Below are 13,949 nucleotides of genomic sequence, written 5' to 3'. Positions count from 1 at the left end.
TAATGGTTCAGTTATTAGGAGAATTTGATTGTAAATTAGACGCGAAAGGCCGCTTGATGGTCCCTTCGAGCCTAAAAAAACAATTGCCTAATGTTGAGCAAGAGGGACTTGTGATTAACAGGGGTTTTGAGAAGCACTTGGTAGTTTACCCTAAAAAAGTATGGGAAAAGATAGTGGAGGACTTGAGTAAGCTGAATCCGTACGAACAAAAAAACAGAGAATTTATAAGATTATTTACCCGCGGCGCGACGGAATTGACACTGGATGCGACCGGTAGGGTTAATTTGCCTAACTCTTTACTGGAATCAGTAGGTATTGAAATTAATACTGAGCTGGTGCTGGCTTGTCAGTTTGATAAGATTGAGGTTTGGTCTAAAAAATCATACGAAGCATTATTTGATAAAGATCCTGCTGACTTTGCGCTGCTTGCTGCCGAAGTGATGGGTGATAAAAACAGGAGGGAAGATGGAAAATAATTACCACGTTCCGGTATTGTTAAAGGAGTGTATAGATGGTTTGGATATTAAACCTAATGGTGTTTACGTTGATGTTACATTTGGTGGTGGTGGACACTCCAGAGAGATTCTTAAACACTTGGGGAAAGACGGTGTACTGATTGCTTTTGATCAGGATCCGGATGCGCAGAGAAATAAGATTGATGATCCGCGCTTTCATTTTGTAGATCAGAATTTTGCCTTCCTTAAAAATAACCTGCGTTTGTTAGGTTTTAAAGCTGTTGATGGCATCCTGGCTGATCTAGGTGTTTCTTCTCATCAGTTTAATGAGCCGGAAAGAGGTTTCTCGACCAGGTTCGATTCTGCATTAGACATGCGAATGGATAAACAGGGCAAGTTGACTGCTGCGGAAGTATTAAATACATATACAGAAGAAAAGCTACATAGGATATTTGGAATCTACGGTGAGGTTAAAAATGCAAAGTCGCTGGCTAAAGCAATTGTAACCGGTCGTATTGAACACCCTATAGAAACGTTGGCCGATTTTAAGAAGGCTGTTGCTGCACACATTCCAAAAGGAAAAGAAAATAAATATATGGCGCAGGTTTTTCAGGCCCTGCGCATCGAGGTGAATGCCGAGATTGAAGTGCTGGAGAATTTTCTGGTACAGACTGCTGATGTGCTAAAGAGTGGAGGACGTCTGGTGGTGATGTCTTACCATTCTTTGGAGGATAGGCCGGTAAAAAATTACCTGGCCAAAGGAAAGTTTAAAGGTGAGGTGGATAAAGACTTTTACGGGAACGAGCAAAAGCCTTTTAAAGTAATAACCAGGAAAGCCATAATGGCTGATGAAGCAGAGTTGGAACGCAATAGCAGATCCAGAAGTGCGAAATTGAGGATTGGAGAGCGGTTATGAGTAACAGGTTTAGGGAGCATTTAGATGAGGAGCCCGAAGAAGAAGGAGAGATGGATATCAGGATCAAGAAAAAAGCTCCGGTATCCGAAAATCAGTTCTTTAGGAAGTTATTTACAGAAGGAGTAGTGAGTAAAGAAGCTGCAACAGAGATGTTGCCGTTTTTGATATTTCTGTCGGTTTTGGGAATGCTATATATCGCGAATAGCCATATGGCCATCAAAAACATCAGAAATATTGATCAGTTAAGTAAAGAGGTAAAAGAAATGAGCTGGGAATACAAGTCGCTTAAAGCTGATTTGATGTTCAAAAGTAAACTAACAGAGGTTGCTAAAAAGGTGGATACTCTGGGTATAAAAGAATTAACAGAGCCACCTAAAAAAATTGTAATAAGCAGTAATGAATATTAGAGCCAACATATTATTACGTGTTTATCTGTCTTTCGGACTGATTGTGCTGTTTGCCGTGGCAGTACTGATCAGGCTTTGCGATGTACAGTTTGTGGAGGGACATAAATGGCGTGCCATGGCCGACAGTCTCTCTACAAAGTATATCAATGTGGAAGCGGCGCGTGGAAATATATATTCAAACGATGGAAGTTTGCTTGCAACTTCTATTCCTGAGTATGAGCTCCGCATGGATTTGTATGCCGGTGGTATTGCTGATAATGAAGTGTTTGATAGCAAGGTTGATTCATTGGCATTGAGACTTTCTCAGTTCTTTAAAGATAAAACCCCTAAAGAGTATTCAAGGTATTTACGTTCAGCCAGACGTGATAGTGCACGTTACCTGCTGATTAAGCGTAAAGTTGGTTATCAGGAATTGAAAACAATCAGGACTTTTCCTTTATATAATGTAGGGAAATACACTGGTGGTTTAATTGCTGTTCAACAAAATAAAAGAATTAAGCCATTTAAATACCTGGCGGCCAGAACTATTGGTTATAAAAATGAAAATGTAAGCAATGGTGTTGGTTTAGAAGGTGCTTATGGCGAATACATTAATGGTGAAAGTGGAAAAAGACTGGTTCAGAGAATATCTGGTGGTGTTTGGATGCCTGTTAATGATGAAGCTGAGGTAGCGCCTAAAGAGGGTGCTGATATCATTTCTACCATCGACATTAATATGCAGGATCTTGCGCAAAGCGCATTAGAGAAACAATTGAAAATTAGCGATGCGGATCACGGAACTGTGATATTGATGGAGGTTGCTACCGGAGAGGTAAGGGCGGTTGCTAATTACACCAGGGTTAAAGAAGGGGTTTACGAAGAGAAGTTTAATTATGCTATTGGCGGTAGTCAGGATCCTGGTTCAACCTTTAAGTTGGCTTCTTATATGGCGCTTTTGGAAGATGATAAAGTAGATACCAATACAATGGTGGCTACCGGAGATGGAACTTACAGAATACCGGGACATACGATTAAAGATTCCCATGGTGGTATTGGAACGGTTACTGTAATGAAAGCTTTTGAGCAATCGGCAAATACTGCGGTAGCTAAATTGGTTAATGCCGCTTATCAGGATAACCCATCGCAGTTTACTGATCATTTGTATGATATTCATATGAATGAAAGGCTTGATCTACAGATACCTGGAGAGACTAAGCCTGTAATAAAGAATCCTTCTTTTAAAAGTTGGAATAAAAATATGACCCTGCCACAAATGGCTTATGGTTATGAGATGCAGATTACTCCTTTACAGATGCTGACATTTTATAATGCCATTGCTAATGATGGTAAGTACATATCTCCAATTTTTGTTAAGGAAATCCGCAGACTGGGAAATCCGATTCAGCAGTTTAGTGCAAGGGTGATATCGGAGCGAGTTTGTTCTGAAAAAACGGTTAGGAAATTACAAGCAATGCTTGAGGCTGTAGTTACTAAAGGTACCGGTAAACAAATGGGATCTCCATTATATAGGGTAGCAGGTAAAACAGGTACTGCACAGGTAGCTGATGGTAACAAAGGTTATAGGGCAAAGAAAAGCTATCAGGCTTCTTTTTGTGGTTATTTCCCAGCTGATAAACCTAAATACTCCATTATGGTTGCTATTAACGGACCCAAAAATGGTTACTATGGTGCAGCAGTGGCTGGTCCGGTATTTAAAGAAATTGCAGATCGCATTTATGCCAGTGATATGGAAATGTATCATGACATTCCCAACAATCATCTGGTAGGAAATACAAAAGCTCCTGAAGCTAAAGTGGGTGAGAGTAAAGCGGTTAAAAAGATATATAAAACCTTGGGTATTAAAGCGCTTTATGCTGACAAGTCCGTAAGCGGTATTGATACCAATAACGGTGTTCCGTATGAAGAGCATGCTACCGTAAAAGGGGTAATGCCTGATGTAAAAGGTATGGGTTTAAAAGATGCATTATATCTGTTGGGTAATGCAGGCTTAAAAACCAGAGTAAAAGGTGGCGGTAAGGTGATAGCTCAGTCTATACCTGCCGGAAATAGAATTGGAAGGGGATTATTAGTTCAACTTGAATTACAATAAGATGGGATTGCAGGAGATTTTATATGGGGTAGCAATAACAAACCTGGTTGGGTCAACCAATAGGGAGGTTACTGCTTTGGTGTTTGATTCACGTCAGGTTGTTAAGGATAGTGTGTTTTTTGCAGTTAAAGGTACTTTGTCTGATGGACATACCTACATTCCTGCTACTATTGAGGCTGGTGCGAGTGTGATTGTTTGTGAGGAGATACCTGAGGTTAAAAATGAACTGGTAACTTATATAGGGGTAGAAAATAGTGCAGCAGCACTAGGTATTATGGCTTCTAATTTTTATGGAAATCCTTCTTCTAAACTTCAATTAATAGGCATTACGGGTACTAATGGTAAAACTACCATTGCGACTTTATTATTTAAATTATTTAGAGAGCTTGGTTATAAAGTTGGGTTGATTTCTACAGTTGAAAATCATATCAACGATGAGGTTATTCCCGCTACTCATACTACACCAAATCCATTGGCCTTAAATAGTCTTTTACAGGATATGGTGGCGGCTGATTGCAGCTATTGCTTTATGGAAGTAAGCTCTCATGCTGTTGTTCAGCATAGAATTGAAGGTTTAGACTTTTCTGGTGGTGTGTTTTCTAATATCACTCACGACCATTTAGACTTTCATGTAACCTTTGATAATTACATAAAAGCGAAAAAAGCATTTTTTGATGGGTTGCCAAAATCGGCTTTTGCATTAACTAATGTTGATGACAAGAATGGAATGGTGATGCTTCAGAATACTAAGGCATCAAAAAAGTCTTATGCGCTTAAGCAGTTAGGTGACTTCAAAGCAAAGGTTTTGGAGAATAGCTTTAACGGTTTGCATCTTGATATTGACGGGGCTGATGTATTCTTTAAACTGGTAGGTTCTTTTAATGCTTACAATTTGCTTGCAGTATATGGTACTGCAATGTTATTGGAGCAGGATCAGCTTTCTGTATTGACTGTGTTGAGTAGATTGACAGGGGCTGAGGGTAGGTTTGAATACATAGTTTCTAATACTGGTGTAATTGGAATAATCGATTACGCACATACACCTGATGCCGTACAAAATGTATTGAGTACTATTCAGGATATAAGAAAAGGAACCGAACAGGTGATTACCGTAATTGGTTGTGGTGGTGATAGGGATAAAACTAAAAGACCTATCATGGCGCAGGTTGCTTGTGATTGGAGTGATAAGGTGATTTTAACCTCGGATAATCCAAGAACGGAGAACCCGCAAACGATAGTGGAGGATATGGAAAAGGGTGTTTCGCCAACAAATAAAAGAAAAACATTAAGTATAGTGGACAGGAAAGAGGCAATTAAAACGGCCTGTCATTTAGCCAAACCTGGTGATATTATTTTATTGGCAGGTAAGGGGCATGAGAAGTATCAGGAAATAAATGGTGTAAGACATCATTTTGATGATAAAGAGGTATTGATGGAACAATTTAACTTGATCAGCTAATGTTGTATTATTTATTCGAGTATCTAAATCAGAATTATGAGTTTCCCGGATTGAGGTTGTTTCAATATATCACATTCCGTACTTCTTTGGCTGTGATTATTTCGCTGATCATCACAACTGTTTACGGTAGAAGATTGATCAATTATCTGCAAAAAATGCAGGTAGGTGAAACGGTCAGAAACCTTGGTTTAGAAGGCCAGATGCAAAAACAAGGTACGCCTACTATGGGGGGTATCATAATTTTGCTAGGTATTTTGGTGCCTACATTGTTATTTGCCAATCTTACTAATATTTATGTAATCCTGATGATTGTAACCACTGTTTGGATGGGGGTTATAGGTTTTGTTGATGATTACATTAAGGTTTTTAGAAAAAATAAAGAGGGATTAGCAGGACGGTTTAAAATTGTTGGACAGGTAGGATTGGCACTCATTATAGGGTGGACAATGTACTTTAACCCTAATATTGTTGTAAGACAGACTGTTGATGAAGGGGCGAATGCAAAGGTGGCTACGGGCATTGGAGCAAAGACTGCTGCTCCAATGGTTTTAAGACAAAAAGGAGAGAGTTTTTATTACACTCAGGATGTTAAGTCGACACTTACGAATGTTCCTTTCTATAAAAATAATGAATTCGATTACGCTAAGGTGCTTAAGTTTTTAGGCCCAGGCTATGAGAAATATGCGGTAATGGTTTTTCTGTTGTTTGTAGTCATAATTGTAACTGCAGTATCTAATGGAGCTAATATTACGGATGGTATTGATGGGCTTGCAACGGGAACATCGGCTATTATTGGTTTAACCTTGGGTCTGTTGGCATATGTGTCTGGTAATACTGTTATTGCTGATTATTTGAACATTATGTATATCCCCAATTCGGGAGAGCTAATGATCTTTGCGGGTGCTTTTGTGGGGGCTTGTGTGGGCTTTTTATGGTACAACTCTTATCCTGCCCAGGTATTTATGGGAGATACAGGTAGTTTGGCTATTGGAGGTATCATTGCTGCCTTTGCTATCATGATTAGAAAAGAATTACTGATTCCCATTTTATGTGGGGTTTTTCTTATAGAGAATATGTCTGTGATTATTCAGGTAAGCTACTTTAAGTATACAAAAAGGCGGTTTGGTGAAGGTAGGAGGGTATTCCTAATGTCGCCATTACATCATCATTACCAGAAGAAAGGATACCATGAAGCTAAAATCGTAACACGGTTTTGGATCATTGGAATCTTATTGGCCATAATCACTTTAGTGACTTTAAAACTGCGATAATGGAAAAGGATAGAATTGTAATTCTTGGAGCAGGAGAGAGTGGGGTTGGTGCAGCAATGCTAGCGCAAAAACAGGGTTTTGATGTTTTTGTGTCTGATTTTGGAGCTATAGCAACTCAGTATAAAGAGATTCTGGAGGAACTGCGTATTGATTTTGAGGAGAAGCAGCATACTGCAGAAAAAGTATTGAATGCAGTTGAGGTGATCAAGAGTCCGGGGATACCCGATACAGCTCCAATTATTAAGGAGATTAAGAAAAAGGGGATTCCGGTAGTCTCGGAAATTGAATTTGCAAAGCGTTATACCAATGCAAAAACAGTTTGTATTACCGGTTCAAATGGTAAAACAACAACTACAATGCTTACTTATCATGCGCTGAAAAATGCTGGGATGAATGTAGGTTTGGCGGGTAATGTTGGACATAGCTTTGCTGCTTTGGTGGCCACTGCAGAATATGACTGGTATGTATTGGAGCTTTCGAGCTTTATGTTGGATGACATGTATGAGTTTAAGGCTGATATAGCAGTACTATTGAATATTACACCTGATCATTTAGACAGGTACGATTATAAACTGGGTAATTATGCGGCTTCAAAAATGCGGATTACTCAAAATCAGACAGCAGATGATGTTTTTATCTATTGCGCTGATGACCCTGAAACTTTAAAAGTTTTAAAAAATACGAACGTAAGTTCAAAAATGTATCCCTTCTCTATTCGTAAGAAAATTGAGAGTGGGGCATACTTAGAAAGCGATAACATACACATAAATATACACCTAAACGACGAACTAACCATGTCTATTTCAGAGTTAGCCCTTCAGGGCAAGCATAATATTTACAACTCTATGGCTTCGGGCATAGTTGCGAAAGTATTAGACATTCGAAATACTTCCATTCGCGAGAGTATGGGAGATTTTAAGAATATTGAACACAGATTAGAGCATGTCGCAAAGATTTCGGGTGTAGATTATATCAACGATTCTAAAGCTACTAACGTGAATTCTACCTGGTATGCTTTAGAGAGCGTAGGAACGGATGTGATCCTGATTATGGGTGGTGTTGATAAAGGCAATGACTACAATATGCTTAAGGATATGGTACATCAGAAAGTGAAAGCCATTGTATGTTTGGGTAAAGACAACAAGCGTATTCACGAAGCTTTTGAAGATGATGTAGAGATCATAGTGAATACTTTTTCTGCTCACGAAGCGGTACAGGTAGCTTATCACCTTGCTAAAAAAGGAGATACAGTATTGCTTTCTCCTGCATGTGCAAGCTTTGATTTGTTTAAAAATTACGAAGATAGAGGTAATCAATTTAAAACTGCTGTTAAAGAATTGTAGATTATGTTTGCAATAAATAAACTTCTGGACAAAACAAAAGGAGATCGCTGGATTTGGCTGATCATCATTTTGTTGTCGCTTATTTCCATTTTGGTAGTATATAGTTCTACCAGTACTTTGGCATTTAAGCGTGGTGTGGGAGTGGAAAAATTATTGCTTACCAAGCATGTAATCTTTGTACTGATAGGTATAGCTATGATTTATATAGCCCACCTCTTGGATTATCGATATTACGCCGGAATCTCTAAAGTGTTGATGGTGATTACAATTCCATTACTGGTGTATACACTGATTTTTGGAGCAAACGTGAACGAGGCGTCAAGATGGGTGAAGATACCTTTGATTGGCTTAACATTTCAGACATCCGATTTAGCTAAACTGGCCCTTATTACGTTTTTGGCAAGAATGCTGACCCGAAAACAGGAGAATATTAAAGATGTTAAAGAGGCATTTATTCCTATTATGGGCTCTGTTTGTGCGGTATTTGTGCTGATTGCATGGGCAAATATGTCGACAGCTTTAATGCTATTTGGTGTAAGTATTTTGTTGCTGATTATTGGCCGAATCAGTATTAAACAGATTATGATGGTGTGTGCTGGAGGCTTTGTTCTTTTACTTTTTGTAGCTTTTTTAGGTCCACGTAGAGAAGTATATAAATCTCGTATTGAGACTTACATACATCCCGAACGTCAGAACTCGGATAAAACATTCCAGTCAGATCATTCAAAAATTGCACTGGCCTCTGGTGGTGTGTTTGGTAAAGGACCCGGAAATAGTATTGAAAAGAACTTTTTGCCTCACCCTTATTCCGATTTTGTTTTTGCAATGATTATTGAAGAATACGGAACAATTGGAGGGATAATTGTAATGTCATTGTATCTGGTATTGCTTTATCGATGTATAAAGATTGTAACCAGAGCACCCAAGGCATTTGGTGCGCTATTGGCAGCGGGATTAAGTTTTAGTTTAACCATACAAGCCTTTGCAAATATGGCTGTTGCAGTAGGTTTGGGGCCGGTTACCGGTGTTCCTTTACCGCTGGTAAGTATGGGAGGAACCTCTTTGTTATTTACAAGTATTGCATTTGGTATAATATTGAGTGTGAGTAAGGATGTTGAAGAGAATAATAAGAAAGTAATTGTAGGTGAAATACCTGCAATGGCATAATGTAAGATGATGAAACCAATAAGAGTAATTATTTCAGGTGGCGGTACTGGCGGACATATTTTTCCGGCCATATCTATTGCCAATGCGCTAAAGCGTATGGAGCCCGAATGCGAAATATTATTTGTTGGCGCTATCGGCAGAATGGAAATGGAAAAAGTTCCTGCTGCCGGATATAAAATCGTCGGTTTAAATATCAGTGGTATTCAGAGAGGATCTATTATTAAGAACCTTGGTTTGCCATTTAAGCTTTTAGGAAGTGTGAGAAAGGCAATACAGCTAATCTCTGAATTTAAACCTGATGTAGTTGTTGGGGTTGGGGGGTATGCATCCGGACCTATATTATACGCTGCATCATTAAAAAATATCCCGTACCTGATACAAGAGCAAAACTCTTATGCAGGTATAACCAATAAATGGTTGGGCAAAAAGGCTGCTAAAGTTTGTGTGGCTTTTGATGACATGGATCAGTTTTTTCCTGCTGTCAATATATTGAAAACTGGAAATCCTGTGAGGAAAGATGTTGTCGATATTTTAAATAAGCATCATGCAGGAGCAGAATTGTTAAAGCTTGATCCGCTTAAAAAAACAATACTGGTTACTGGTGGTAGTTTAGGCGCTGGCACATTAAATAAAAGTATTGAAAAGCACTTGCCGGAAATACTGAAGGAAGATGTGCAGGTAATATGGCAAACAGGTAAGTTCTATTATAAAGGAATTGTTGAACGTTTAGGTTTAAATTTTCATCCGAATGTACGCATTTTGGAATTCCTGAACAAGATGGATATGGCTTATGCAGCGGCTGATGTTATTATATCAAGAGCCGGAGCAGGTACTATTGCAGAATTATGTTTGATTAAGAAACCTGTTATTCTGGTTCCTTCGCCAAATGTTGCTGAAGACCATCAAACTAAAAATGCTTTGGCTTTAGTGAAAAACAATGCCGCACTTTTAATTGCAGATCGTTCTGCCGAAGATACACTGGTTCTTGAAGCTTTGGCCTTATTAAAGGACAAGGAAAGAAGTAAAGTTTTCTCTGAGAATATTGGTCGGATGGCTTTGCCTGATGCCGATAATCTGATTGCACAACAGGTTTTAAATTTAGCTGGAAAGGGAGGGCATAAATAATGGAACTGGACAATATAAAAAGAGTTTATTTTGTAGGGATTGGTGGAATTGGAATGAGTGCACTTGCTCGCTATTTTGTAAAGAGGAAGTGTATTGTGTGCGGTTATGACAAGACAAAAACCAATCTTACGACAGCCCTTGAGCAAGAAGGGGTCTTGATATCTTATGTAGATAATGAAGATACTTTGCCTAATTGCTTTACTATAGATGATAAAGAAACACTAGTTGTTTATACTCCTGCTATCCCTAAGGATACTCAAATACTGAATTATTTTAAAGGGCATGGTTTTAAACTTAAGAAACGCTCTGAGGTTTTAGGTATCATCAGTAAAGGACAGTTTTGTATTGCTGTTGCCGGTACACATGGTAAAACCACTACTTCATCAGTAGTAGCGCATATTTTAACGGATACTGGATACGGCTGTACTGCCTTTTTAGGAGGGATAGCTACCAATTATAACAGTAACTTTTTAATTGGTAGTAATAATGTAGTAGTTGTTGAGGCTGATGAGTATGATCGTTCATTCTTGACATTATATCCGGATATTTCTGTAATCACTTCTATGGATGCAGATCACCTGGATATTTACGGTGATGCTTCGCAATTGCAGGAATCATTTAAGTTGTTTGCCGGTCAGCTAAAACCTGAGGGAACACTGTTTGCGAAAAAAGGTTTGCCATTATCAGGTGCTATAAGCTATAGCGCAGATCTGGATTCACAGGTTAAGGCGCAAAACATCAGGGTGGAAAATGCAAGTTTTGTGTTCGATTATAGTGATGGTGAGCATTTGATCGAAGGAATCAGCCTGATGCTTCCTGGAAAACATAACGTAGAAAATACGGTGGCTGCAATTGCAGTTGCTTTGAAATTAGGGATTGATCCTGATAAAATAAAAACTGCTGTAGGTAATTTTAAAGGTGTAAAGAGAAGATTTGAGTATATCGTAAATTCTCCGGAGCATATTTATATCGATGATTATGCACATCATCCTGAAGAATTAAGAGCCTGCTTTAATGCAGTGAGACAACTGTATCCTGATAAGAAACTAACTGTGATCTTTCAGCCGCATTTGTTTACCCGTACCCGAGACTTTGCAGATGATTTTGCGAAAGTTTTAAGCACAGCAGATGATTTGGTATTGTTAGAAATTTACCCTGCCAGAGAATTGCCGCTGGAAGGGATTAATTCGCAGTATTTGTTGGATAAGATCTCGTTGAATAACAAAGAGATATGTGGAAAAGATTTAGTTGTGCAACGCATAAAGAATAAACAGCCTGAGTTACTTTTAACTGTAGGAGCTGGAGATATAGATACATTGATACAACCATTAAAAACTCTGTTAACGAATGCTTAAGAGAATAGATTGGAGATCGGTATTTAAAGGTTTTGCCTGGATAGTTAGTCTGGCCGGAACCATAGTGCTCATGAGTTTTGTGAGCATTAAGAAAAATACTGTGACTTGTACCAATATTAAAATCTTAATTCCGGGAGCGGATAATTTTATTGAGAGGGAAGAAGTAGACGCAATTTTAAAACAGAGTCAGGGAGTATTGATCGGACAGAAATTAGAGCAGATCAATCTTGAGCAGATAGAGCAAAAGTTAAAAGCCAATCCTTATATCGCTTTTGCAACAGTTTATGCTGATATGAATGGAGTAATTCATATTAATGTTAAGCAGCGTCAGCCGATATTAAGGATAATAAATGCTAGTGATCAGGACTTCTATATTGATAGAAATGGACTGAAAATGCCAATTTCTCCAAACTTTACCGCCAGTGTATTGGTGGCAAATGGAAGAATATTGGAAAGCTTTAGTGGTAAGGTTGATACTTTAATTACTAAGCTCGCGAAAGATTTATATAAAACGGCATTCTACATAGAGCAGGATACACTGTGGGATGCGCAGATTGAACAATTGGTTGTAAATGATAAGAATGATATTGAATTGGTGCCAAGAGTAGGTAATCAGCGGATCATTTTGGGAAGTGCGGATTCTTTGGAAGTTAAGATGAGGAACCTACGTGCTTTTTACAACAAGGCAATGCCTAAGGTGGGATGGGACACTTATAAAACCATCAATATAAAATATACCAACCAGGTTGTTTGCGAAAAGAACAAGGTTGATTCTTTAACCGGGGGAGCTAAAGCGGGTCTAGATTCTACGGATAAGAAGCCGATAGATACAATGGTGCGTGAAGAGATGCCGGATGAACTAAAGGAAGACAATTAATACAGATACCAGGAAAAACAAGAATAAAAAACTCAACAAATCAATATAGTTATGGGCAAAGAAAAATTAACCACTCAGTCTCCAATTGTAGTAGGATTGGATATTGGTACTACTAAGATCTGTGTGATCGTTGGTCGCAGAACACAACACGGAAAAATAGAAGTATTAGGTATAGGAAAAGCAGAATCCGCAGGGGTAACACGTGGTGTGGTATCCAATATCCAAAAAACAGTTCAGGGGATATCTCAGGCGGTGGAACTTGCAAGTGGGCAATCGAACGTCGAAATCCGCGTTGTTAATGTAGGTATCGCTGGCCAGCATATCAAAAGTTTACAACACCGAGGTATTTTGACCAGGAGAGAGTTAAATAATGAGATAGGGAAGAAAGATATTGACAAATTAATTGATGATATGTTCAAACTGGTTATGCCCCCAGGAGAAGAAATCATTCATGTTTTGCCACAAGAGTTTACTATCGACAATGAACCAGGTATTAAAGATCCTATTGGAATGGCGGGAGTACGTTTGGAAGCAAACTTCCACATCATTTCTGGTCAGGTTACTGCGGTAAAAAATATAATGAGGTGTGTAACCAATGCAGGTTTACAAACTCAGGAATTAATACTGGAGCCATTAGCTTCTTCTGAATCGGTGTTGAGCGACGAAGAGAAAGAAGCAGGTGTTGCTTTAGTTGATATAGGTGGTGGTACTACCGATATTGCAATTTTCCATGAAGGAATTATCCGTCATACTGCTGTTATTCCTTTTGGAGGCAATAGCGTAACGGAAGATATCAGAGAGGGGTGTTCTGTGATGAGAAATCAGGCAGAGTTGTTGAAAACCCGTTTTGGTTCAGCACTTGCTGAAGAAAATAAAGAGAACGAGATTATTTGTGTTCCAGGATTAAGAGGAAGAGAACCTAAAGAGATTTCTGTGAAAAATCTTGCTTATGTAATCCAGGCCCGTATGGAGGAAATTATTGAGCATGTTTATTACGAAATCAAATCTTCAGGATATGAGAAAAAACTAATCGGAGGAGTAGTGATTACAGGTGGTGGTGCTTTGTTGAAACACTTGTCGCAGTTGGTAGAATATGTAACCGGATTAGATTGCCGCGTTGGATATCCAAATGAGCATTTGTCTAAATATGAAGATATGCCTAAAACCATCTATGATGATTTGAAAAGCCCAATGTATGCTACCAGTGTTGGTTTGTTAATTAAAGGAATACAAAAAGCTGAGGAGTTGCTTGAAGAGATGAAGCAGCCGGGAGTATTTGTTGAGCGACCAAAAGATAAAGAAAAAGTGAAGCGTTCAGGTGGCGGATTGTTTGATAAACTCCTTGCAAAAACGAAGGATTTCATCAAAGACGACATGAATGTTAGTGATGAAGATTATATAAAGCCGTAATATTTTTCAACAAAACGCGAGTTTTCCACATTCTTAACAGTTGTGGAAAACGCCTGTTAAAAAAGTGTTAATATT

Annotated in this window: 12 protein-coding genes; all 12 read left to right on the top strand. The window is 38.6% G+C overall.

The window, feature by feature from the left end; translation table 11 throughout:
- Window positions 1-2 precede the first annotated feature (2 nt).
- Genes mraZ through ftsA form a run of 12 tightly spaced genes read left to right on the top strand, consistent with a single transcriptional unit; the run spans window position 3 to window position 13,874 of the window.
- Complete coding sequence (gene mraZ / locus J1905_RS03065; RefSeq protein ID WP_173092994.1) at window positions 3-476, top strand: division/cell wall cluster transcriptional repressor MraZ; 474 nt, start codon at window positions 3-5, stop codon at window positions 474-476.
- The gene (gene rsmH, locus J1905_RS03060) at window positions 466-1,371 is read left to right on the top strand and encodes a 16S rRNA (cytosine(1402)-N(4))-methyltransferase RsmH (RefSeq protein ID WP_214225739.1); all 906 of its coding nucleotides are present in this window, start codon (window positions 466-468) and stop codon (window positions 1,369-1,371) included. The genes mraZ and rsmH overlap by 11 nt, the downstream gene beginning before the upstream one ends.
- Complete coding sequence (locus tag J1905_RS03055; protein ID WP_173092998.1) at window positions 1,368-1,778, top strand: FtsL-like putative cell division protein; 411 nt, start codon at window positions 1,368-1,370, stop codon at window positions 1,776-1,778. Before rsmH ends, J1905_RS03055 begins: the two co-directional genes overlap by 4 nt.
- Window positions 1,768-3,867, top strand: a complete 2,100-nt coding sequence (locus J1905_RS03050) for a PASTA domain-containing penicillin-binding protein (protein ID WP_214225731.1) — start codon at window positions 1,768-1,770, stop codon at window positions 3,865-3,867. The genes J1905_RS03055 and J1905_RS03050 overlap by 11 nt, the downstream gene beginning before the upstream one ends.
- A 1-nt stretch (window position 3,868) precedes the next feature.
- The gene (locus tag J1905_RS03045) at window positions 3,869-5,326 is read left to right on the top strand and encodes a UDP-N-acetylmuramoyl-L-alanyl-D-glutamate--2,6-diaminopimelate ligase (RefSeq protein WP_214225730.1); all 1,458 of its coding nucleotides are present in this window, start codon (window positions 3,869-3,871) and stop codon (window positions 5,324-5,326) included.
- Window positions 5,326-6,597 (top strand): phospho-N-acetylmuramoyl-pentapeptide-transferase, encoded by a 1,272-nt coding sequence (mraY, locus tag J1905_RS03040; protein ID WP_214225729.1) that lies wholly within the window; start codon window positions 5,326-5,328, stop codon window positions 6,595-6,597. The genes J1905_RS03045 and mraY overlap by 1 nt, the downstream gene beginning before the upstream one ends.
- Window positions 6,597-7,940, top strand: coding sequence for a UDP-N-acetylmuramoyl-L-alanine--D-glutamate ligase (murD, locus tag J1905_RS03035; RefSeq protein WP_214225727.1), 1,344 nt, complete (start codon window positions 6,597-6,599; stop codon window positions 7,938-7,940). The genes mraY and murD overlap by 1 nt, the downstream gene beginning before the upstream one ends.
- Window positions 7,941-7,943: 3 nt before the next feature.
- A complete protein-coding gene (locus J1905_RS03030) occupies window positions 7,944-9,107 on the top strand; it encodes an FtsW/RodA/SpoVE family cell cycle protein (protein ID WP_214225725.1) in 1,164 nt (387 codons plus the stop codon).
- A gap of 9 nt (window positions 9,108-9,116) precedes the next feature.
- Window positions 9,117-10,232: an undecaprenyldiphospho-muramoylpentapeptide beta-N-acetylglucosaminyltransferase gene (gene murG / locus J1905_RS03025; protein WP_214225939.1), complete on the top strand. Its 1,116-nt coding sequence runs from the start codon at window positions 9,117-9,119 to the stop codon at window positions 10,230-10,232.
- Complete coding sequence (gene murC, locus J1905_RS03020) at window positions 10,232-11,587, top strand: UDP-N-acetylmuramate--L-alanine ligase (protein WP_214225723.1); 1,356 nt, start codon at window positions 10,232-10,234, stop codon at window positions 11,585-11,587. The genes murG and murC overlap by 1 nt, the downstream gene beginning before the upstream one ends.
- A complete protein-coding gene (locus J1905_RS03015; RefSeq protein WP_214225720.1) occupies window positions 11,580-12,464 on the top strand; it encodes a cell division protein FtsQ/DivIB in 885 nt (294 codons plus the stop codon). Before murC ends, J1905_RS03015 begins: the two co-directional genes overlap by 8 nt.
- A gap of 51 nt (window positions 12,465-12,515) precedes the next feature.
- Window positions 12,516-13,874, top strand: coding sequence for a cell division protein FtsA (ftsA, locus tag J1905_RS03010; protein WP_108203430.1), 1,359 nt, complete (start codon window positions 12,516-12,518; stop codon window positions 13,872-13,874).
- The last annotated feature ends 75 nt before the right edge of the window (window positions 13,875-13,949 follow it).

Origin of the sequence: Pedobacter sp. B4-66 (assembly GCF_018492665.1) — a bacterium.
Taxonomy (GTDB): domain Bacteria; phylum Bacteroidota; class Bacteroidia; order Sphingobacteriales; family Sphingobacteriaceae; genus Pedobacter.
The sequence above is the reverse complement of the archived record's forward strand: the minus strand, read 5'-3'. Positions and strand labels throughout refer to the sequence as shown.